Origin of the sequence: Streptomyces sp. W1SF4, assembly GCF_003950035.1 — a bacterium.
Lineage (GTDB): Bacteria > Actinomycetota > Actinomycetes > Streptomycetales > Streptomycetaceae > Streptomyces > Streptomyces racemochromogenes.
In genome coordinates, this window is sequence record NZ_CP034350.1 from 1403863 (window position 1) to 1423404 (window position 19542).

The 19542-nt window shown below is 73.3% G+C and carries 18 protein-coding genes; 5 read left to right on the forward strand and 13 right to left on the reverse strand.

What is annotated here, in order from left to right:
* The first annotated feature begins 18 nt into the window (after positions 1–18).
* The 4 genes from D1J60_RS06590 to D1J60_RS06605 all read left to right on the forward strand — a co-directional run bounded on the left by D1J60_RS06590 (position 19) and on the right by D1J60_RS06605 (position 4352).
* On the forward strand, positions 19–834 hold the full coding sequence (locus tag D1J60_RS06590; RefSeq protein ID WP_125820485.1) for a LytTR family DNA-binding domain-containing protein: 816 nt from the start codon (positions 19–21) through the stop codon (positions 832–834).
* 183 nt (positions 835–1017) lie between these two features.
* Complete coding sequence (locus D1J60_RS06595) at positions 1018–1293, forward strand: hypothetical protein (protein WP_125605385.1); 276 nt, start codon at positions 1018–1020, stop codon at positions 1291–1293.
* 84 nt (positions 1294–1377) lie between these two features.
* On the forward strand, positions 1378–3117 hold the full coding sequence (locus tag D1J60_RS06600; RefSeq protein ID WP_125820486.1) for a cation acetate symporter: 1740 nt from the start codon (positions 1378–1380) through the stop codon (positions 3115–3117).
* Positions 3114–4352, forward strand: coding sequence for a histidine kinase (locus D1J60_RS06605; RefSeq protein ID WP_125820487.1), 1239 nt, complete (start codon positions 3114–3116; stop codon positions 4350–4352). Before D1J60_RS06600 ends, D1J60_RS06605 begins: the two co-directional genes overlap by 4 nt.
* 67 nt (positions 4353–4419) lie before the next feature.
* Here the strand turns inward: D1J60_RS06605 and D1J60_RS06610 are convergent, their stop codons facing one another.
* Positions 4420–5862 carry a GuaB1 family IMP dehydrogenase-related protein gene (locus D1J60_RS06610; protein ID WP_185899798.1) on the reverse strand — a complete coding sequence of 481 codons (1443 nt, stop codon included), beginning with the start codon at positions 5860–5862 and terminating at the stop codon, positions 4420–4422.
* 253 nt (positions 5863–6115) lie between these two features.
* On the opposite strand from D1J60_RS06610, the gene D1J60_RS06615 reads away from it, so the two are divergent.
* Positions 6116–6481, forward strand: coding sequence for a hypothetical protein (locus tag D1J60_RS06615; RefSeq protein WP_164720853.1), 366 nt, complete (start codon positions 6116–6118; stop codon positions 6479–6481).
* On the opposite strand, the gene D1J60_RS06620 is transcribed toward D1J60_RS06615, so the two are convergent.
* From D1J60_RS06620 to D1J60_RS06675, 12 genes are all read right to left on the reverse strand, one after another.
* Positions 6450–7616 (reverse strand): XdhC/CoxI family protein, encoded by a 1167-nt coding sequence (locus D1J60_RS06620; RefSeq protein WP_125820488.1) that lies wholly within the window; start codon positions 7614–7616, stop codon positions 6450–6452. The genes D1J60_RS06615 and D1J60_RS06620 overlap by 32 nt on opposite strands.
* On the reverse strand, positions 7616–8854 hold the full coding sequence (locus tag D1J60_RS06625) for a transposase (RefSeq protein WP_164720854.1): 1239 nt from the start codon (positions 8852–8854) through the stop codon (positions 7616–7618). The genes D1J60_RS06620 and D1J60_RS06625 overlap by 1 nt, the downstream gene beginning before the upstream one ends.
* A 121-nt stretch (positions 8855–8975) precedes the next feature.
* Complete coding sequence (locus tag D1J60_RS06630; protein ID WP_125600748.1) at positions 8976–9620, reverse strand: TMEM175 family protein; 645 nt, start codon at positions 9618–9620, stop codon at positions 8976–8978.
* A gap of 85 nt (positions 9621–9705) precedes the next feature.
* Positions 9706–10047 carry a nuclear transport factor 2 family protein gene (locus D1J60_RS06635; RefSeq protein WP_125600751.1) on the reverse strand — a complete coding sequence of 114 codons (342 nt, stop codon included), beginning with the start codon at positions 10045–10047 and terminating at the stop codon, positions 9706–9708.
* 13 nt (positions 10048–10060) lie between these two features.
* Positions 10061–11554: an ATP-binding protein gene (locus D1J60_RS06640; protein ID WP_125600754.1), complete on the reverse strand. Its 1494-nt coding sequence runs from the start codon at positions 11552–11554 to the stop codon at positions 10061–10063.
* Positions 11551–12804, reverse strand: coding sequence for an MFS transporter (locus D1J60_RS06645; protein WP_241253534.1), 1254 nt, complete (start codon positions 12802–12804; stop codon positions 11551–11553). Before D1J60_RS06645 ends, D1J60_RS06640 begins: the two co-directional genes overlap by 4 nt.
* Before the next feature lie 37 nt (positions 12805–12841).
* Positions 12842–13663: an FAD binding domain-containing protein gene (locus D1J60_RS37175; RefSeq protein WP_164720855.1), complete on the reverse strand. Its 822-nt coding sequence runs from the start codon at positions 13661–13663 to the stop codon at positions 12842–12844.
* On the reverse strand, positions 13660–16071 hold the full coding sequence (locus tag D1J60_RS06655; protein ID WP_125820492.1) for a xanthine dehydrogenase family protein molybdopterin-binding subunit: 2412 nt from the start codon (positions 16069–16071) through the stop codon (positions 13660–13662). The genes D1J60_RS37175 and D1J60_RS06655 overlap by 4 nt, the downstream gene beginning before the upstream one ends.
* A 5-nt stretch (positions 16072–16076) precedes the next feature.
* Positions 16077–16592 (reverse strand): (2Fe-2S)-binding protein, encoded by a 516-nt coding sequence (locus D1J60_RS06660; protein WP_125820493.1) that lies wholly within the window; start codon positions 16590–16592, stop codon positions 16077–16079.
* A complete protein-coding gene (locus tag D1J60_RS06665; RefSeq protein ID WP_125820494.1) occupies positions 16583–17203 on the reverse strand; it encodes an NAD(P)-binding domain-containing protein in 621 nt (206 codons plus the stop codon). Before D1J60_RS06665 ends, D1J60_RS06660 begins: the two co-directional genes overlap by 10 nt.
* A gap of 24 nt (positions 17204–17227) precedes the next feature.
* Complete coding sequence (locus tag D1J60_RS06670; RefSeq protein ID WP_125600772.1) at positions 17228–18712, reverse strand: aldehyde dehydrogenase family protein; 1485 nt, start codon at positions 18710–18712, stop codon at positions 17228–17230.
* A gap of 26 nt (positions 18713–18738) precedes the next feature.
* The gene (locus tag D1J60_RS06675) at positions 18739–19479 is read right to left on the reverse strand and encodes a type 1 glutamine amidotransferase domain-containing protein (protein ID WP_125820495.1); all 741 of its coding nucleotides are present in this window, start codon (positions 19477–19479) and stop codon (positions 18739–18741) included.
* Positions 19480–19542: the final 63 nt, after the last annotated feature.

Here is a 19542-nt window from a genome sequence, read left to right on the forward strand (position 1 = left end):
TTCCCTAGACTCGGCCCCATGCTGCGCGTACTGGCCGTCGACGACGAGAAGCCGCTCCTGGAGGAACTCCTCTACCTGCTGCGCTCCGACCCGCGCGTGCGCAGCGCCGAGGGCGCCTCGGACGCCACGGAGGCCCTGCGCCGGATCACCCGCGCGGTGGAGAGCGGGCCGGACGGGCCCGACGCTATCGACGTGGTCTTCCTGGACATCCAGATGGCCGGGCTGACGGGGCTGGACATCGCCCGGCTGCTGGCCGGGTTCGCCCGGCCGCCGCTGATCGTGTTCGTCACCGCGCACGAGGGCTTCGCGGTGCAGGCCTTCGACCTGAAGGCGGTGGACTACGTACTGAAGCCCGTACGGCCGGAACGGCTGGCCGAGGCGGTCCGGCGGGCCCGCGAACTGCTGGCCCGGCCCGTGCGGGAACCGCGGCCGGAGCCGGAGCGGGCGGCCGTCCCCGCGCCGCGCCGCACGCCGGGCGCGGCGCCGGCCGTGGAGCGGGCGCCGGAGCAGATCGCCGTCGAACTGGGCGGCGTCACCCGGTTCGTGGCCATCGCGGCCATCGCGTACGTGGAGGCCCAGGGAGACTACGCCCGGCTGCACACCGACGAGGGCAGCCACCTCGTGCGGATCCCGCTGTCCACGCTGGAGGAGCGCTGGGCGGCCCGCGGCTTCGTCCGCATCCACCGCCGGCACCTGGTGGCGCTGGCCCGGATCGACGAACTCCGGCTGGACGCGGGCACCACCAGCGTCCGCGTGGGCGCGGCCGAGCTCCAGGTGAGCCGCCGCCACGCGCGCCAGCTGCGGGACCTGCTGATGCGGCAGGCCACCGGCTGACGGGCCGCCACCCGGCCGCGGGCGGACCGGCGTACGACCGCCCGGCGTACCAACGCGCCGTTCGTCGCGCGGGGAAGGGCGTACGGCGATCCGCCGGGCCCGTCGGCCGCAGGGCCGCCCTCCGTGGTCCGTCGCCGGGGCCGCGCCCGCATATCGTGGATTATCCGGCCCGGGAGGAGCGACATGTCCGAGATCCAGGCGCTGTTGGACGCGCTGAGCGGACTGCCCCGCACCCGCCCGTCGGGGCCCGCCGAGGCCGAGCAGCTGCTGGCCCGGCTGCGGAGCGCGGCCGCCCGCTGGGCCGACGTGCTGTTCGAGGCGCAGGAGGACGCCCGCCGCGTCCTGCCCCCGCGTGCGGAGGCGGCCCTGACGCTCGCGTTCCGGCGCGCGGAGGAGTCGTACGTGGAGCTGGAGATCGCCCTGCGCGACTGCGCGGAACACCGCGATCCGGCGGTGTGATCCAGGGGCCGGATCAGGCCTGTCGTCCCGCCGGAGGCGCTGCGTAGACTCCCAGGATCCCCTCCCCCGTCGAAGGACCCTCCGGTGAACCAGACGTACGCGCTGACCGCGGTCACCGCCGTCGTGCTGGTGACGGTGCTGGTCGGCGCGCTGGGGCTGCGGATATCCCGGACCACCTCCGACTTCTACGTGGCTTCGCGGACCGTCGGCCCCCGGCTGAACGCGGCGGCCATCAGCGGGGAGTACCTCTCCGCCGCCTCCTTCCTCGGCGTCGCCGGGCTGGTGCTGCTCCAGGGGCCGGAGATGCTCTGGTACCCCGTCGGCTACACGGCCGGGTACCTGGTGCTGCTGGTGCTGGTCGCGGCGCCGCTGCGGCGCTCGGGCGCGTACACCCTGCCGGACTTCGCGGAGGCCCGGCTCCAGTCGCAGGCCGTGCGGCGGATCGCGGTGGTGTTCGTGCTCGGGGTCGGCTGGCTGTACCTGCTGCCGCAGCTCCAGGGGGCCGGGCTGACGCTGACCGTGCTGACGGGGGCCCCGCACTGGGCGGGCGGCGTGGTCGTCGCCTTCGTGGTGACGGCGGCCGTCGCGGCGGGCGGGATGCGCAGCATCACCTTCGTACAGGCCTTCCAGTACTGGCTCAAGCTGTGCGCCCTGCTGGTGCCCGCCTTCTTCCTGCTGGCCGCGTGGGCCGGGGACGGGGCGCCGCGGGCGTCCTTCGACGCGCGGGCGGTCTTCCGGGAGCACACCGCGGTCACCGTCGGGCAGGACGTCCGGCTGTCGCTGGACGAGCCGCTCACTGTGACGGTGACGGGGCGGGTGGACGGGCTGGACCACGCGGACGCCCCGGTGACCCTGGCGGCCGGCCGGCACACGGTACGGGCGCACACCCGGCTGGAGTTCGCCCGCGGGGCCGTCGTCCCGCAGACCGCGTCCCGGGCGGGCGCGGCGCCGGACTCCCCCGGCTGGGCGAGGCCGCTGTCGGCGGGCGACCGCGAGCACCGGCTGTACGCCACGTACGGGCTGATCCTGGCCACCTTCCTCGGCACGATGGGGCTGCCGCACGTCGCGGTGCGCTTCTACACCAGCCCCGACGGCCGGGCCGCCCGGCGGACCACCCTGGTGGTGCTGGGGCTGCTCGGGGTGTTCTACCTGCTGCCGCAGGTGTACGGGGCGCTGGGCCGGATCTACGCGCCCGAGCTGGCGCTGACGGGGGACGCGGACGCGGCGGTGCTGGTGCTGCCGGAGCGGATGCTGGGCGGGGTCCTCGGGGAGCTGCTGGGGGCGCTGCTGGCGGGGGGCGCGTTCGCGGCGTTCCTGTCGACGGCGTCGGGGCTGACGATGGCGGTGGCGGGGGTGCTGCACCAGGACGTGCTGCCGCGGCGGGGGGTGGGGAGCTTCCGTCTGGCGGTGGTGGTGGCGATGGCCGTGCCGCTGGCGGGCGGGGCGGTGGGCACGCGGGTGCCGGTGGCGGACGCGGTCGGGCTGGCCTTCGCCGTGTCGGCGTCCTCGTTCTGCCCGCTGCTGGTGCTGGGGATCTGGTGGCGGGGTCTGACCCCGCCGGGTGCGGTGGCCGGGCTGCTCACGGGCGGCGGTGCGGCGCTGGGCGCGGTGCTGGCGACGCGGGGCGGGGTGGCGCCGCGGGGGTGGGCGCACGCGCTGCTGGCCTGGCCGGCGGTGTGGTCGGTGCCGCTGGGGTTCCTGACGATGGTGCTGGTGTCGCTGGCCACCCGGTCCCGGGTCCCGGCGGGGACGGCGGCGGCGCTGGCGCGGCTGCACCTGCCCGAGGGCGTGGCCGGGGAGCGGGCGGCGGGGGGCGCCTGGTGAGCGGGGCCGCGCTCGGGGTGCTGGCGGCGGCGGGGGCGGTGCTGCTGCTGGGGCTGGGATGGGCCGGGGGGCGGTGGCAGGCCCGGCGCGGGGAGCGGGCGGCGGGGCTGGAGCTGGGCACGCCGGTCGAGCGGGCCACCTTCCTGACGCTGCACACGGCTTCGCTGGCCGCTCCGCCGCTGCGGGCGGGCCTGACCGAGGACGCCGCCCGCAAGGCGGCGCGGCGGCTGCGGTCGCTGCTCGGCACGGAGGCGCTGTGTCTGACGGACCGGGAGGCGGTGCTGGCCTGGGACGGCCCGGGTGCCGACCACCACGAGAGGCGGGCGATGGCCCGGGTGGCGGTGATGCTGGAGTCGGGGCGCAGCCAGAGCCTGCGGACGGAGTGCCAGCGGCCGGAGTGCCCGCTGAGGTGGGCGGTGTTCGCGCCGCTGACCGGTGAGGACGGGGTGCTGGGGGCGCTGGTCGCGTACGGGTCGCGGGAGTCGGCGGTGCTGGTGCGGGCGGCGACGGAGGTTGCGCGGTGGGTCTCCGTGCAGCTGGAGCTGTCGGAGCTGGACCGGGCGCGGACGCGGCTGATGGAGGCGGAGATCAAGGCGCTGCGGGCGCAGATCTCCCCGCACTTCATCTTCAACTCCCTCGCGGCGATCGCCTCGTTCGTGCGGACGGATCCGGAGCGGGCGCGGGAGCTGCTGCTGGAGTTCGCGGACTTCACGCGCTACTCCTTCCGCCGGCACGGGGAGTTCACCACGCTGGCGGAGGAGCTGCGGTCGATCGAGCGGTACCTGGCGCTGGCCGGGGCCCGGTTCGGGGACCGGCTGAAGGTGACGTTGCAGGTGGCGCCGGAGGTGCTGCCGGTGGCGCTGCCGTTCCTTTGCCTGCAGCCGCTGGTGGAGAACGCGGTCAAGCACGGGGTGGAGGACTCCACGGAGGAGTGCCGGATCACGATCGCGGCGCGGGACGCCGGCGCGGAGGCGGTGCTGACCATCGAGGACAACGGCGTGGGGATGGATCCGGAGCGGCTGCGGCGGATCCTGGCCGGGGAGCGGGCCGGGTCCGCGTCGGGGATCGGGCTGCCGAACGTGGACGAGCGGATGCGTCAGGTGTACGGGGACGCGTACGGGATCGTCGTGGAGACGGGTCTCGGGGCGGGGACGAAGGTCACCGTGCGGATCCCCAAGTACCGTGCGGGCGTGCACAGTTCGGCCCCGGGCCGGCCGGGCGCGCCGCCGGCGTAGGCCGCCGGGGACGCCCGTGGCCCCGGGCCCGCCGCGAGGGCGGGGCCGGGGCCACGGGGACGGCGGGTCAGCTCCAGCTGGCGTGCAGCGGCTTGCCCTCGGCGTAGCCGGCGGCGGACTGGATGCCGACGACGGCCTTCTCCTCGAACTCGGCCAGCGAGCCGGCACCGGCGTAGGTGCAGGAGGAGCGGACGCCCGCGATGATCGAGTCGATGAGGTCCTCGACGCCCGGGCGGGCCGGGTCGAGGAACATCCGCGAGGTGGAGATGCCCTCCTCGAACAGCGCCTTGCGGGCGCGGTCGTAGGCGGACTCCTCCGAGGTGCGGTTGCGCACGGCGCGCGCCGAGGCCATGCCGAAGGACTCCTTGTACAGGCGGCCGTCGGCCGACTGCTGGAGGTCGCCCGGGGACTCGTACGTACCGGCGAACCAGGAGCCGATCATGACGTTGGAGGCGCCGGCGGCGAGGGCCATGGCCACGTCGCGCGGGTGGCGGACGCCGCCGTCGGCCCAGACGTGCTTGCCGTACTTCTTGGCCTCGGCGGCGCACTCCAGCACCGCGGAGAACTGCGGGCGGCCCACGCCGGTCATCATGCGGGTGGTGCACATGGCGCCGGGGCCCACGCCGACCTTGATGATGTCGGCGCCGGCGTCGATGAGGTCCTTGACGCCCTCGGCGGCGACGATGTTGCCTGCGACGATCGGGACCTTCGGGTCCAGGGCGCGGACGGCCTTGATCGCGTTGATCATCGACTCCTGGTGGCCGTGGGCCGTGTCGATGACGAGGGTGTCCACGCCGGCGTCGAGGAGCTGCTTGGCCTTGCCGACGAAGTCGCCGTTGATGCCGACGGCGGCCGCGATGCGGAGCTTGCCGTTGGCGTCGGTGGCGGGGGTGTACAGGGTCGCGCGCAGGGCGCCCTTGCGGGTCAGGATGCCGACGAGCCTGCCGTCCTTGTCCACGGCCGGGGCCAGCTTGCGGTGGCCCGCGTCGAGCTGGTTGAAGGCGTCGCGGGGGTCGATGTCGGCGTCGATGAGCAGGAGCTCCTTCGACATGACCTCGGAGAGCTGGGTGAAGCGGTCCACGCCGGTGAGGTCGTGGTCGGTGACGACGCCGACCGGGCGGTTGTCCGCGTCGACGACCACTCCGGCGCCGTGGGCGCGCTTGGGCAGCAGCGACAGGGCGTCGGCGACGGTCTGGGTGGGCGCCAGCGTGATCGGGGTGTCGAGCACGAGGTGGCGGGTCTTGACCCAGGAGATGACGTCGGTGACGACCTCGATCGGGATGTCCTGGGGGATGACGACGATTCCACCGCGGCGGGCGACGGTCTCGGCCATGCGGCGGCCCGCGATGGCGGTCATGTTGGCCACCACGAGCGGAATGGTGGTGCCGGTGCCGTCGGGCGAAGAGAGGTCCACGCCCTGGCGGGAGCCGACCGCGGAGCGGCTCGGCACCATGAACACATCGTCGTACGTCAGGTCGTACGGCGGCTTCAGGTCATTGAGGAAACGCACGTGCTGAACATCCCAGTCGATCGAAGGATCTTTCTACGGCCTCGACGGGGCAGCCAGCCGAGGAAACGCACGTACTTCATTCTCCCACGACCTGGCGTTCACGCCGCCCCGGCCGATCGTCCAGGACATTCCGGGCCGCATGGTCTGTTCCTACGGGACCTTGGTCCCGGAGGGCGGGATCGCGGCGTGGCGCGGACAGTGGGAGGTGGACGGATCCACCTTTCGGGACGGAACCCTTCGGGACGGAGGAGCGATGGCGAGGACGACGCGGGAATCGGCGCCCGTCGAGATCGAGGGCGGCGGTCTGGAGGTCCGGGTCGAGGAGATCGGGGGTGACCTCAGCGTGGGGTTCTTCCGGCTCCCCGAGGGGACGGACATGACCGAGGCGGTCAGGGGTCTGCCGGGTGACATGTGCCAGTGCCCGCACTGGGGGTACCTGCTCAAGGGCCGCCTCAGGATGCGCACGGCCGACGGGGACGAGGAGTACGAGGCGGGTGACGCCTTCTACTGGGGGCCGGGGCACATCCCCGTGGCGCTCGCGGACACCGAGTACGTGGACTTCTCCCCGACCGCGGAGTTCCGGAAGGTCATCGACCATGTGAAGGGCCTGCCGGGGTAGCGCCGGCCGGTGCGGGGCGGTGGATCGGGGCGCGGCCGCCGGTCAGGGGGGTCGCGGGGGCCCCGTGGCGGGCGGCGGTGAACTCGGCGGCGATGGCCAGGGCCGTCTCCTCGGGGGTGCGGCCGCCCAGGTCCAGGCCGATCGGTGATCTGAGCCGGGCCAGCTCGGCCTCGGTCACCCCCTCGGCCCGCAGCCGGGCGGTCCGGTCCTCGTGGGTGCGGCGGGAGCCCATGGCGCCGACGTACGCCAGCGGCAGCCGCAGCGCCCGGGTGAGGACGGGTACGTCGAACCTGGCGTCGTGGGTCAGGACGCACACGGCCGTACGGGTGTCCAGGCGCCCGGCGGCGGCCTCCGCGGCCAGGTGCCGGTGCGGCCAGTCCACGACCACCTCGTCGGCGCCGGGGAAGCGGTCCGGGGTCGCGAAGACGGCCCGGGCGTCGCAGACCGTGACCCGGTGGCCGAGGAAGGCCCCGATCCGGGCCAGGGCGGCGGCGAAGTCGACGGCCCCGTAGACGATCAGCCGGGGTCGGTCGGCGGCGGATTCCACCAGCAGGGTGAGCGGGTCGCCGCAGAGCCCGCCGGCGGTGCCCAGTTCGGCGGTGCCGGTCCGCCCGGCCAGCAGCAGGGCCCGGACCCGCTCGGCGGCGGCCCGGTCGAGGGCGGCGCCGCCGCCGAGGCCGCCCTGCCAGGAGCCGTCGGCGTGGACGGCCAGGGCCCGCCCGAGCCGCCCGGGCGGCCCGGAGACCACCCGGGCCAGGGCGGCACGGGTCCCGCCGGCGGCGGCGTCCAGCACCGCCCCGATGACGGGCCGCACGGGGTCCCGGCCGCGTACCGGGGTGACCAGCACCTCCAGGGTTCCGCCGCAGGTCAGGCCCACCGCGAAGGCGTCGTCGTCGCTGTGGCCGAAGCGGTGGACGCCGCCGGTCCCGGTGGCGATGGCCTCCAGGCACAGCTCGTGCACGGCGGATTCCACGCAGCCCCCGGAGAGGGAGCCGAGCGCGGTGCCCCCGGCGTCCACCGCCAGCGAGGCCCCGGGTCCTCGGGGCGCGCTGCCGCTGACGGCGACGACGGTGGCCAGGGCGAACTCCCGGCGCTCGGCGTACCAGGCCCGCAGCCCGGCGGTGATGTCGAGCATCAGCGGATGTAGGCGCGGCGCGCCGACTGTTCGGGGATCAGGGGCCGGGGCGGCAGGACGGCCGGCGGCCGGGGGGCGCCGGGGCCCTGGTAGCGGGCGGGGGCGCTGCGGGGCACCGGGTCGGGGGTCCGCCCGCCGGTGCCGAGGAGCCGGGCCGCGTGGGCCACGCTCGCGAGGGTGGCGTGGTGGTGCCAGCCGCGGAAGGAGCGGCCCTCGAAGTCACGGATGCCGACGGGTTCGCAGGTCTCGGTGAAGTCCAGCGCGACCCGGTCGGTGAGTTTGGCCAGCAGGAAGAGCTGGGCGAGCGGCCGGTCGCCGATGTTGGTGATCCAGAACTCGGAGGGCAGCAGGGAGGTCTCGGTCCAGGCGCCCATCAGGAGCAGCGGGGCGGGCGGCGCGGGCGCGGGGCGTTCCTCGCCGGGGGTGGCGAGTATGGCGGCCGAGGTGAGCAGGGTGACCGCTCCCTCGGTGCGGCCGTGCCGGGTCCATTCGACGACCCGCCGCTGGGAGCGCAGCGAGTCGATCAGTTCGCGGGCGGGCGCGGTGTACGGTCCGGGCCGCTGGCGGCCGGCGCCGCCGAAGGAGACGGGCAGGGAGCCGTCGACCTTGAGGACGAAGGGGATGTCCTGGAGGGCGAAGGCCTCGATGGTCTGCGGGAGGTCGGTGTTGGAGACCTCCATGACGACCGGGCGGCGTTGCAGCTGCCAGGTCGCCGCCATGCGCTGTACGGCGTGCACGGCGTCCTGTGCGGGGGTGAGGGACCGTGCGGTGTCGGGGATCCCGGCCCTGCGGCGCAGCAGTTCGCTGGTCCACGGGGCGGGGAGGGTGAGGGTCCATTCGACGGGGAAGCCGGCCTCGCTGGAGGCGAGCCAGATCCCGGAGGCCTGCTGGCAGTTGGCGGTGCGGCCGAGCTGGGGTACGAACTGCCGGCCGACGCCCACGGAGCGGTCGCCGGCCTTCTCGATGACCATGGGCTGCACCACCCAGGCCAGCGGGCGCTGGGCGGTGCGTTCGAGGTGCTGGGCGAGGGACCGGCGTACGGGGGTCCAGTCCCAGGGTGATTTGCTGATGAACTGCTGGAGGCTCTGCTCGACGGAACTCGCCCCTGTTCCGGCGATGTTTCGGATCGTTTTCTTCCCGGTGGTGCGGACGAGCCCGTTCAGATAAACGCGGGCCCAGTTCCGCTGGTCCCGCCGGGGTAAGGACTCGAAGAAAAGCGCGATCAAATCGTCGATCAATTCGGAGATTTCCCTCGTGGAATCCTCCGGCAGCACTGCGCGAACCATCTGGGCCTCCCCCGCGACCAGACTAGATCCTTGACCCTACTTGACCGCGGAGAACGGCCGTAGGCCCGGGCGGCTACTTCCTGAGGTCGCTGGCAGATTCGAGCCGCTCTTCCTCTACCACGAGCGGGATCGGGATTTGGTTCGCAGCGTAGTAGAGCGCGATCAGGAAGTGTGCGACGAGAGTGAGAGGTGCCGAGAAGAAGGACAGAACGACGGTCAAGGGGTAGGCGACCGCGCCGAGCCCGAATCGGACGCGGGTGGCCCGGGCCCCGTCTTTGTCCACGGTTTCGTGGAAGAGGTGCCCGACCTTGGTGACGTACCACCAGAAGGCCAGGAAGGCGAGAGCGTACACGACGGTCCACGCGCTGTAGAGGATTGCGGCCACATTGGCCGATTCCCCGTCGGTGAGGTGCTCGGCGAGCACGTTGGTGGTGTACGGAATCACCGATACCACCATCAGCACCAGGAGATTCAGGAACAACAGCGGCCTGTCGACCCGCTTGAGGTGACTGAAGATCGTGTGGTGGTTCACCCACATGACACCGATGATGAGGAAACTCACGACATAGGCCGCGTAGTGCGGCCATTGCTCCCAGAGCCCGTGCCACAGCTCCGACCCCTGCCCTTCCGGAACCTTCAATTCCAGCACCAGAATGGTGATCACGATGGCGAATACGCCGTCGCTGAACGCCTCTACCCGGTTGGTTTCCTGCTCCATGGCCTCCCCTTCGTGAAATTCATTCACACGTGCGGGGAGGGCGTGGTCCGCGCCCTCCCCGCACACGCTACCCAGGAAAGGGCCGTCAGCCGCCGAAGCCGGCCGTCTGGCGCCAGATCCGGCCATCGCGGACGACGAGCGTCCCGAACGCGTTCTCCGGCTCGCCGTTCAGGTTCATGATCGCCCGGTAGAAGATGGTGTCCTCGGTCTCGACGTACTCCTGCAGTTCGACCAGCGTGGGCTTCAGGGTGAGATAGCCGGTGAACGTCTCGCGAACCGCCTCGATGCCCACCGACGCCCCCTCGAAGCGCAGCAGCACGGCGTCGTCGGTGTAGTTCTTCATCACCGCCTCGATGTCCAGGGCGGCCAGCGCGTCCATCTGGCGGACGAAGACCGGGTGCAGCCTGGCGATGTCGTACTTGGCCATGTTCGACTCCCTTTCAGGGTGTGGAGGTTGGTTCGGCTCCGGCGGGCGGTTCGGCGCAGGCGGCGGCCGCGTTCAGCGGCAGCCGGACGACCATCCGGGTCTCCCCCGGCCTTGAGCGGGCCGTGATCGACCCGCGGTGGCGCTGGGTCACGATGCGGTAGCTCAGGTGCAGGCCGAGGCCCGTCCCCTTGCCCACGTCCTTGGTGGTGTAGAAGGGCTCGAAGATCCGCGGCAGGGAATCCGCGGGGATCCCGCGGCCGGTGTCCGTGATCTCCACGACCAGGCAGGCCCCCTCGGCGCGCACCCGCAGGGTCAGGGTTCCGGAGCCCTCCATGGCCTCGGCCGCGTTGTCGACCAGGTTGGTCCACACCTGGTTCAGCTCGCTGGGGTAGCCGTCCAGTTCGGGCAGCCCCGCCTCGTACTCGCGCACGATGGTGATGCCCGGCAGCTTCGAACGCAGCACGATCAGGGTGTTCTCCAGGCCGTCGGGCACGGAGAACCGCTGCTCGGGGGCGCGGTCGAGGTTGGCGTAGTCCCGGGTGGCCGAGACCAGCTGGGAGATCCGGGGCCCCGCCGCGCGCAGCTCGGCGGCCAGCGAGCGGGCCTCCAGCAGGGCCGCCAGGTGGTCGAGGGCGGCGGGCAGGGTGGCCTCGCCGATGCCCTCCAGCCGCTCCAGCAGCCAGCCCAGCTCCAGCCCGAGGTCGGCGGCGCCGGAGCCGAGCAGCCCGGGGCGCTCCGCGCCGGCCGCCTCCGCCCAGTCGGCGATCTCCTCCTCGGCGTCCGCCTGGGCGAGCGGGTCGGTGGTGTCCGGCGGCGGGAGCTTGTCCAGCTCCTCGGCGAGCCGGTCCAGCACGGGGCGTTCCGCGCCGGTGGCGGCCGCGCCCCACGCGCAGGCGGTGGCGGTGAGCCGGTCCAGGGCGGGCGCCAGCTCCTGCGCGGCGCGGGCGACCGCGGCGGCCGGGTTGTTCAGCTCGTGCGCGAGGCCGGCGGCCAGGGTGCCCAGGGCCTCGACGGTGGCCCGTTTGCGGGCCTGGACCTCGGAGGACTTGATCCGCCAGGCCAGTACGGGGATCAGGACGGCGGCGACCCCGTGGCAGCGGGTCAGCATCTCGAAGAACACCGGCTTGGGATAGGCGACGACGGTGGTGGCGGGCCCGCTCGCGGACGCGGTGGCCACGTACGATCCGTCGGTCAGCAGCGGCAGTTCCCCGGTGAAGCGGTGGGCGGCGGAGGGTTTGCCGTCGTGGTCCTCGGCGGCCGCGCTCTCCTCCTCGGTGGAGTGCCGGGTGAGGACCTCCTCGCGGCCGTCGACGACCTTGGTGACGACCAGTCCGCCGGAGAGCAGGACGTGGAATCCGGTGGCCTCCTCGCCGTCGCGGAAGAGGACCTCCCCGTCGGCGAGGACGCGCGGCTCGGAGACGGAGGCCAACCAGTCCAGCTGGTCCTCGGTGAGCTGCGCGAAGATCTCCAGTCCGCGCAGCGCCGTTCGCAGTTCCGCGGTGCTCATGCGGTGCTCCCCTCGGCCCTGGTGCGCGCGGCCAGCCGCAGGGTCGTCAGCAGGGCCAGCGCGCACACCCCGGCGACGGCCGCCATGAAGCCGACCGAGGTGCGCTGCAACCCGTGGATGTTGGTCAGGAGTCCGGCGAGGACCGCCGGGACGCTCATGGCGAGGTACGCGAAGACGTATACGGCGGCGGTGAGTTCGCCCCGGTGCGCGGGGTCGGCGAGTGCGCTGAGGGCGCGGAAGGAGCCGAGGAAGGCGGCCCCCCAGCCGCTGCCGAGCACGGCGGTGGCGACGAGGAACACGGCCGCCGAGCCGGTGCCCAGCGAGAGGAGCACCAGGGCGAGCCCGGCGAGCAGCCCGAGCAGGCCGAGCACGGCGGTGCGCAGTGCGTCGGTGCGGCCGAGCAGCAGCTGGGCGGCGGTGGCGGCGCCGGCGAGCAGGGCCACCGTGGCCCCGCCCAGCAGGTAGTTGGTGCTGCGGAACAGGGACAGGGCCAGGTGCGGTCCGAGCGAGAGGTAGAAGCCGCCGACGGTCCAGACGGCCACCACGGTCAGCGCGAGCACCGCGAAGCGCCGCCGCACGGCGGCCGGTACCCGGATCCGGTGCGGGACCACCCGCAGGCGCCCGTCCGCCCCGGGCGCGCTCTCGGCCATCCGGCCGACCCCGACCAGCGCGAGGGCGAAGGCCCCGGCCAGCAGGAGGTAGCTGAGTACGGTGGGGGCGGGCGCGTACTGGACGAGCAGTCCCGCCCCGAGGCCGCCCAGGCCGATGCCGACGGTCGGGCCGGCGCTGTTGACCTGGGCGCCCAGCGCGGGCCGGTTGCTCGGGCTGAGCTCCAGCAGGGCGGCGCCCATCGCCCCGGTGGCCAGGCCCACCGCCAGCCCCTGGACGGCGCGGGCGGCGAGCAGCAGGCCGAGCCCGCCGGCCCCGGCGAACAGGCCCATGGAGACGATCGCCAGGACCAGGGCGGCGGCCAGGACCGGTCGCCGGCCCAGGGTGTCCGAGAGGGACCCGAAGAGCAGCAGCCCGGCGAGCACGGTGACGGCGTACACGGCGAACACCACCGTGACGTCTCCGGAGGACAGCCCCCATTCCTGCTGGTAGAGCACGTAGAGGGCGGAGGGCACGGAGGACGACAGCATCAGCAGGACGAGGACCGCGCCCACCACCCGGAAGCCGGAGGCCCTCGCCGTGCGGGCGGTGCCCCCGCTCGCGGTGTCTCCCGTGTCCCTCGTCTCGGTCGGTTCGGCCACTGCGGTCAACTCCCCTCCTCCCGGCCGCCCGGGGCGGTCAGGCGGTGTTCAGGGCCGCCCGGGCCAGCGCGCGGGCGGTGAGCACGCCCGCGAGGTGGCCCAGGTATTCGGCCGAGGTGCCGCGCCCGGGTACGAACAGCTCCCGGGGCTCGGCTCGGAAGGCCGCCAGCACCGCCTCGGTCGTGTACGGTCCCCCGCGCAGCCGGTCCTCGACCCCGCGCAGGCGCAGGGGGCGCGGGGTGGCTCCGGTGACCGCGATCCGCGGCCCGTCGGGGGTGACGCGTACGGCGGCGGCGCACAGCGGGTAGCGGGTGGCCCGGTCGGCGGCCTTCTCGAAGGCGGCAGCGGGGCCCGCGGCGGGCACCAGCAGGGCGGTGACCACCGATCCGGCGGGCACGCCCGAGGCGGCGAACCGCTCGGCGGTGACGGTGGTGCGCCCGGCGGGGCCGGCGAGTTCCACCCGGGCGTCGGCGGCCAGGGCCGCCACGGGCAGGTCGGTGGCGCGTCCGGCGGCGGCCAGGTTGCCGCCGGCGGTGCCGAGGTTGCGGACCTGGGGGTCGCCGTTGGCGCGGGCCGCGGCGGCCAGCTCCGGTGCCTCGGCGAGCACCAGCGGGTGCGCGGCGAGTTCGGCGAGGGTGGTCAGGGCCCCGATGCGCAGGGACCCGCCGGCCCGGCCGACGCCGCGCAGCTCCGCCAGGTGCCGGACGTCCACCAGCAGCCGGGCCCGCTCCGCGCCGGTGCGCAGGCCGGGCAGCAGGCTCTGTCCGCCGGCCAGTACGCGGGCGGCGGGGTCGGCGAGCAGGGCGAGTGCCTCGTCCAGGGCGGCGGGGCGGACGTAGTCGAATTCGGTGAGGATCACGGGGCTTCCCCTCTCAGGCGGCGCCAGACCTTCTCGGGGGTGAGCGGCATGTCGATGTGCCGTACGCCCAGGTTGGACAGGGCGTCGACGACGGCGTTGACGACGGCGGCGGCGGGCGGCACGGTGGCGATCTCCCCGGCGCCCTTGGCGCCGAGCGGGTTGTGCGGGGAGGGGGTGACGGTCCTGCCGAGGGTGAAGAAGGGCGCGTCGGCGGCGCGGGGCAGGGCGTAGCTCTCCAGGTCGGAGCTGACGAGGACGCCGTTCTCGTCGTACTCGGCGGCCTCCATCAGGGCCTGGCCGAGGCCGTGCACGATGCTGCCCTCGATCTGGCCGGCGACCACCTTCGGGTTGCCGATGTTTCCGGCGTCGTCGACGGCGGTGTAGTCGACGACCTCGGTCTCGCCGGTGAGTTCGTCGACCTCGACGACGGCGATGTGCGTGCCGAAGGGGTAGTTGAAGTCCGGCGGGTCGAAGTGGGTGGTCTCGTCGAGGGCCGGCTCGATCTCGGGGGGCAGTCCCCAGCCGTACCACATGGCCATGGCCAGTTCGGCGAAGGTCTTGGCGTTGTCCGGGTTGCCCACCTCGTGGACCCCGCCGTCCGCGTAGACGACCCGGTCCTCGGGGACGCCGAGGAAGACGGCTCCGGCCCGGACCAGTTTGGCCTTGATCTTGCGGGCGGTGAGCGCGATGGCGGGGGCGGCCATGCTGTAGGAACGGGAGCCGTAGGTGCCCTGTCCGTAGGGGGCCTTGAGGGTGTCGCCCTCGTGGACCTGGACCTGGCCGGGGTCGATGCCGAGCTCGTCGGCGGCGACCTGGGCGAAGACGGTGCCGTGGCTCTGGCCGGTGGAGGCGGAGCCGACGGTGACGGTGACCTCGCCGGTGGGGTGCACGCGGATGTTGGCGCTCTCCCAGGTGCCGCCGAGCATGCCCTCCTTGGACATCCGGGTGGAGGGGCCGACGCCGCAGACGGCGACGTAGGTGGCGATGCCGACGCCGAGGCGCTTGCCGCGGGCGCGGGCGGCGGCCTTGCGGGCGGGCATGCCGGCGTAGCCGGAGAGTTCGAGGGCCCGGTCGAGGTTCAGCCGGTAGTCGCCGGAGTCGTAGGTCCAGCCGAGGCCGTTGTCGTACGGGAACTTCTCCTTGGGCACCAGGTTCCGGCGGCGGACCTCCGCCGGGTCCATGCCGATCTCGGCGGCGTAGCGGTCGACGAGCCGTTCCATCAGGAAGGCGGCCTCGGCGCGCCCGCTGCCGCGCTGGGCACCGAGCGGGACGGTGTTGGTGAAGGCCGCGTACACCTCGCAGAAGGCGGCGGGGATGTCGTACATGCCGCTGATGGAGCGTCCCATCAGGGCGGTGGCGACTCCGGGGCCGATGGTGGAGGGGTAGGCGCCGAGGTTGGCGTAGCTGGTGCAGCGCACGGCGGTGATGCGGCCGTCGCGGGTGCCGGCGAGGGTGACGTGCTGGCGGTGGTCGCGGCCCTGGACGGTGGAGTTCATCAGGCCGGTGCGGGTGTCGACCCATTTGACGGGGCGGCCGCCGAGGGCCTTGGACAGCAGCAGGACCAGCGCCATGTCCGGGTAGAGGTAGCCCTTGGTGCCGAAGCTGCCGCCGACGGTCGGGGCGATCACCCGGAGCTTGTTGAAGGGGATGCCGAGGACCAGCGCGGAGAGCAGGAAGCGGTGGTTGTGCGGGCCCTGGGTGGAGGCGTGGAGGGTGTACTCGCCGGTGGCCGGGTCGTACACGCCGACGGCTCCGCGCGGCTCGATGGGGCTGTTGATGGTGCGCTGGTTGACCAGGTCCAGCTCGACGGTGACCTCGGCGGCGGCGACGGCCGCGTCGGTGCGGTCCTTGTCCCCGCAGGTCCAGTACGCGTTCAGGTTGCCGGGGACGGCCTCGTGGAGCTGGGGCGCGCCGTCGGCGAGGGCGTGGTCGGCGCGGGTGACGACGGGCAGCGGCTCGTACTCGACGGAGATCGCGGCGAGCGCGGCGGCGGCCTGGCGCGGGGTCTCGGCGACGACGACGGCGATCGGGTCGCCGACGTGGCGGACGGTGTCGCCGGTGAGCACCGGACGGGCGCCGGGCAGGCCGTAGGGGTGGGGCGGGAAGTGGCTCTCGACCCCGCCCGGTATCCAGATGCAGGGCAGCGGCATCACGTCGGGGAAGTCGGCGGCGGTGGCCGCCTTCAGGACGCCCGGGAGCTGCTCGGCGGCCTTGGTGTCGATGGAGAGGATCCTGGCGTGGGCGACCGGGCTGCCCAGGATGGCCATGTGGACGGTGCCGGGCAGGTCGATGTCCGCGACGTACGTGGCTTCGCCGCGCAGCAGCCCGGGGTCCTCCCGGCTGTCGAGGGGCCGGCCGAGGACGCCGGCCGGCTCCTGGGAGTCCTGTGCGGGGGTGGTGGTGGTCATCGTGGTCACCGCCCCTCGGGTTCGGCGGGGGCGCAGGCGCGCTGCACGCCCCGGACGACGCTGTGGTAACCGGTGCAGCGGCACAGGTTGCCGGTGAGCCATTCGCGGATCTCGGGCTCGGTGGGGGGCGGGCCGCCGGCGGCGCCCTCGGCGCGCGCGGTCTCGACGAGTTCGCCGAGGGCCATCACCATGCCGGGCGTGCAGAACCCGCACTGGGTTCCGTGCTCCTGGCGCAGTGCCTCCTGGAGGCCGGTCAGCTCTCCGCCGGGGGTGGTGACGCCCTCGATGGTGGTGACCTCGGAGCCCGCGGCGGAGGCGGTGAGGATCAGGCAGCTCTTGACGGACCTGCCGTCCAGGCGGACCACGCAGGTCCCGCACTGGCCGGTGTCGCAGCCCACCTTGGTGCCGGTGAGGCCGAGTCCGTCGCGGAGCCGTTCCACGAGGAGTTCGTTCGGCGGGGCCGCGAACTCCTCGGGTCTTCCGTTCACGTGCAGGGTGAGTTCGATGCGCGTCAGATCCATGCGAGCGCCTGCGCTTCCGTGAGCGACCGGTTGAAGAGGGGACCGCCGGGCTGCTGGAGGATTCCTCCGGAGTGCAGCGGGCCGGTGTCGACGGGGGCGTATCCGAGGTCGGTGATGATTCCGGCGACGACGTCCTTCGCCTTGGGGTCGTCGCCCGCCGTGTAGTGGGCGAGGCGTTCCGACGCCGTGCGGCCGGAGGCGGTGCCGGCGACGGCGAGGGTTTCGAAGTGCATGGTGTTCAGGGACTTCACGACCCGGGCGCCGGGGTACCACTCGGCGACGAGTTCGCTGGATCCGCGGCCGCCGAGGTCGGCGGGGGTGCCGGGGCCGCTGAACGCGTTGGTGGCGTCCACCAGCACCTTGTCCTGCACGACGTGCGGGGGCAGCAGCCCGCGCACTCCGGCGAAGGGCACCATCAGCACCAGCAGGTCGGCCTCGGCCGCCGCCTCGACGGGGTGCGCCGCGGTGGCGGCGGGGCCGAGTTCGGCCAGGAGCGGGGCCAGTGAGTCCGGCCCGGTGGCGTTGGCGAGGACGACCGGGTGGCCGGCGGCCACGAGGATCCTCGCGAGGGCCGAGCCGATCCGGCCGGTGCCGATGACGCCTGTCCGCATGAGTGGCTCCTCGATGATGGGGTGTCAGTCCATGCCGATCCAGACCGACTTGGTCTGGGTGTAGCTCTCCAGGGATTCCGGTCCGCACTCGCGCCCGTAGCCGGAGGCCTTGTAGCCGCCGTAGGGCACCGAGGGGTCGTACTGGTTGTAGCAGTTGACCCAGACCGTCCCGGCCTTGATCTGGGAGGCGACCCGGTGGGCCCGCCGCAGGTCCTTGGTGTGGACCCCGGCGGCGAGGCCGTACGCGCTGTCGTTGGCGATGCGGACGGCGTCCTCCTCGGTGTCGAAGGGGATGATCGACAGGACCGGGCCGAAGATCTCCTCCTGGGCGATCCGCATGCCGTTGTCGACGCCGGTGAAGACGGTGGGCAGGAAGTACAGGCCCTGGCTGGAGGCCCCTTCGGGGGTCCAGCCGGTGCCTCCGGTGCGCAGCAGGGCGCCTTCCTTCTCGCCGACCTCGATGTAGGAGCTGACCTTGTCGAACTGGGCGCGGTGGGCGAGCGGGCCGAAGAGGGTCTCGGGGTCGCGCGGGTCGCCGGGCTTGAGGGCGGCGGCCCGGCGGACCAGGCGTTCGACCAGCTCGTCGTGGACGGGGCGCTGGAGCAGGAGGCGGGAGCCGGCGGTGCAGATCTCGCCCTTGTTGTAGTAGATGCCGAAGAAGGCGAGCTCCTCGGCGGCGTCGAGGTCGGCGTCGGCGAAGACGATGTTGGCGGACTTGCCGCCGAGTTCCATCGTGACCTTCTTCAGGGTGCCCGCGGACTTGCGGATGATCGACTGGCCGACCGCGGTGGAGCCGGTGAAGGCGATCTTGTCGATGCCGGGGTGGCCGGTGAGGGTTTCCCCCAGCTCGACTCCGGGACCGGTGACGACGTTGAGGACGCCGTCGGGGATCTCCGCTTCCTGGAAGAGCTCGGCGATCTTCAGGGCGGTGAGCGGGGTGGCCGGGGAGGGTTTGTGGACGACCGTGTTCCCGGCCGCGAGGGCCGGGGCGATCTTGGTCATGGAGAGCAGGAGCGGGAAGTTGAAGGGGGTGATGGCGCAGACCACGCCGAGGGGTTCGCGCAGGGTGTAGGCGAGCTGTCCGCCGGCGGGTGCCCGGGAGGAGCCGTCGACCCGGGTGACCGCGCCGGCGTAGTAGTGCATCAGCTGGGCGGCCATGGGTGCGTCGACGGTGCTGGAGAAGGCGAACGGCTTGCCCATGTCCACCGTCTCCAGCAGGGCTATCTCCTCCAGGTCCCGTTCGATCAGCTCACCGACGCGGTTCAGCCGCAGCGCGCGCTCCTGGGCGGACAGCCGGCTCCACGGGCCTTCCTCGTAGGCCGCGCGGGCGGCCGCGACGGCGGCGTCCGCGTCGGTCGCGGCGGCCTGGGCGACCGGCACGACCTCCTGGCCGTCGATCGGGCTGATGTCCGGTTCCGTACGGCCGTCCCGGGCGGGGACCCATTGGCCGCCGATGAACAGCTTCCCGGGGTTGGCCAGGGGGTGGTCGCTGAGCACGCGCTTGGTCATGGCTGCACCTTCCGGTGTGGCGGGGGCTAGCCCTCGGCGAGCTGCCGCAAGAAGGTCTCGGCGAGGGCCTTGGAGGAGTAGGGGTTCTGACCGGTCGTGAGCCTGCGGTCCACGACGACGTGCGAGTCCCAGATCGCGTCGGCCTTCTCGTACCGGGCGCCGAGTCTGGTCAGCTCGGCCTCCAGGATCAGCGGGAGCCGGCCGGCCATGTTGGTGACCAGTTCCTCGTCGTGCGAGAAGGCCGTCATGCGGTATCCCTCGAAGGGCCAGTGGCCCTCGCCGTCCCGCAGGGACAGCAGTGCGGTGTGCCCGTGGCAGACGGTGGCGATCGGCTTGTCCTGGCCGATGGCCCAGCGCAGCAGCTGCGCCAGTTCGTCGGACTTGGGCAGGTCGCCGATGGCTCCGTGGCCGCCGCTGATGTAGATGCCGTCGTACTCGGCGACGTCCTTCTCGCCGAGGGACTCGACCGCGAGGGGGTTCTTCAGCTGGGGGGCCTGCTCGATGACGCGGACGTACTCGGCGGCGTTGGCCGCGTCCTCGTCCGGGGAGCCCTCGGGGCGGACCCACCTCAGGAAGTCGGGGTCGATGCTGGTCTGGTCGACCGTGGGGACCCGGCCGCCGATCGTCGCCACGTCGACGGTGTGTCCGGCCGATCGGAAGAGGGTGTAGGGAACGGCGAATTCCTCGGCCCAGAATCCCGAGGGGTGCTGTTCCCCGTCCAGCAGGTGGAGGGTGGCCTTCGCCGTCACGACGACGAGAATCCTCATGATTCTCTCCTTGTTCTGGATCGCTGCCGATTCAACACGCCCCTTCGCGAGGGGCGTAAGAGG

Bases quoted from the DNA above. Each gene is read 5' to 3' on its own strand.
- D1J60_RS06590 (WP_125820485.1), top strand. From the start codon at position 19: ATGCTGCGCGTACTGGCCGTCGACGACGAGAAGCCGCTCCTGGAGGAA.
- D1J60_RS06595 (WP_125605385.1), top strand. From the start codon at position 1,018: ATGTCCGAGATCCAGGCGCTGTTGGACGCGCTGAGCGGACTGCCCCGC.
- D1J60_RS06615 (WP_164720853.1), top strand. From the start codon at position 6,116: ATGGCGAGGACGACGCGGGAATCGGCGCCCGTCGAGATCGAGGGCGGC.
- D1J60_RS06620 (WP_125820488.1), bottom strand. From the start codon at position 7,616: ATGCTCGACATCACCGCCGGGCTGCGGGCCTGGTACGCCGAGCGCCGG.
- D1J60_RS06630 (WP_125600748.1), bottom strand. From the start codon at position 9,620: ATGGAGCAGGAAACCAACCGGGTAGAGGCGTTCAGCGACGGCGTATTC.
- D1J60_RS06635 (WP_125600751.1), bottom strand. From the start codon at position 10,047: ATGGCCAAGTACGACATCGCCAGGCTGCACCCGGTCTTCGTCCGCCAG.
- D1J60_RS06640 (WP_125600754.1), bottom strand. From the start codon at position 11,554: ATGAGCACCGCGGAACTGCGAACGGCGCTGCGCGGACTGGAGATCTTC.
- D1J60_RS06655 (WP_125820492.1), bottom strand. From the start codon at position 16,071: ATGACCACCACCACCCCCGCACAGGACTCCCAGGAGCCGGCCGGCGTC.
- D1J60_RS06660 (WP_125820493.1), bottom strand. From the start codon at position 16,592: ATGGATCTGACGCGCATCGAACTCACCCTGCACGTGAACGGAAGACCC.
- D1J60_RS06665 (WP_125820494.1), bottom strand. From the start codon at position 17,203: ATGCGGACAGGCGTCATCGGCACCGGCCGGATCGGCTCGGCCCTCGCG.
- D1J60_RS06670 (WP_125600772.1), bottom strand. From the start codon at position 18,712: ATGACCAAGCGCGTGCTCAGCGACCACCCCCTGGCCAACCCCGGGAAG.
- D1J60_RS06675 (WP_125820495.1), bottom strand. From the start codon at position 19,479: ATGAGGATTCTCGTCGTCGTGACGGCGAAGGCCACCCTCCACCTGCTG.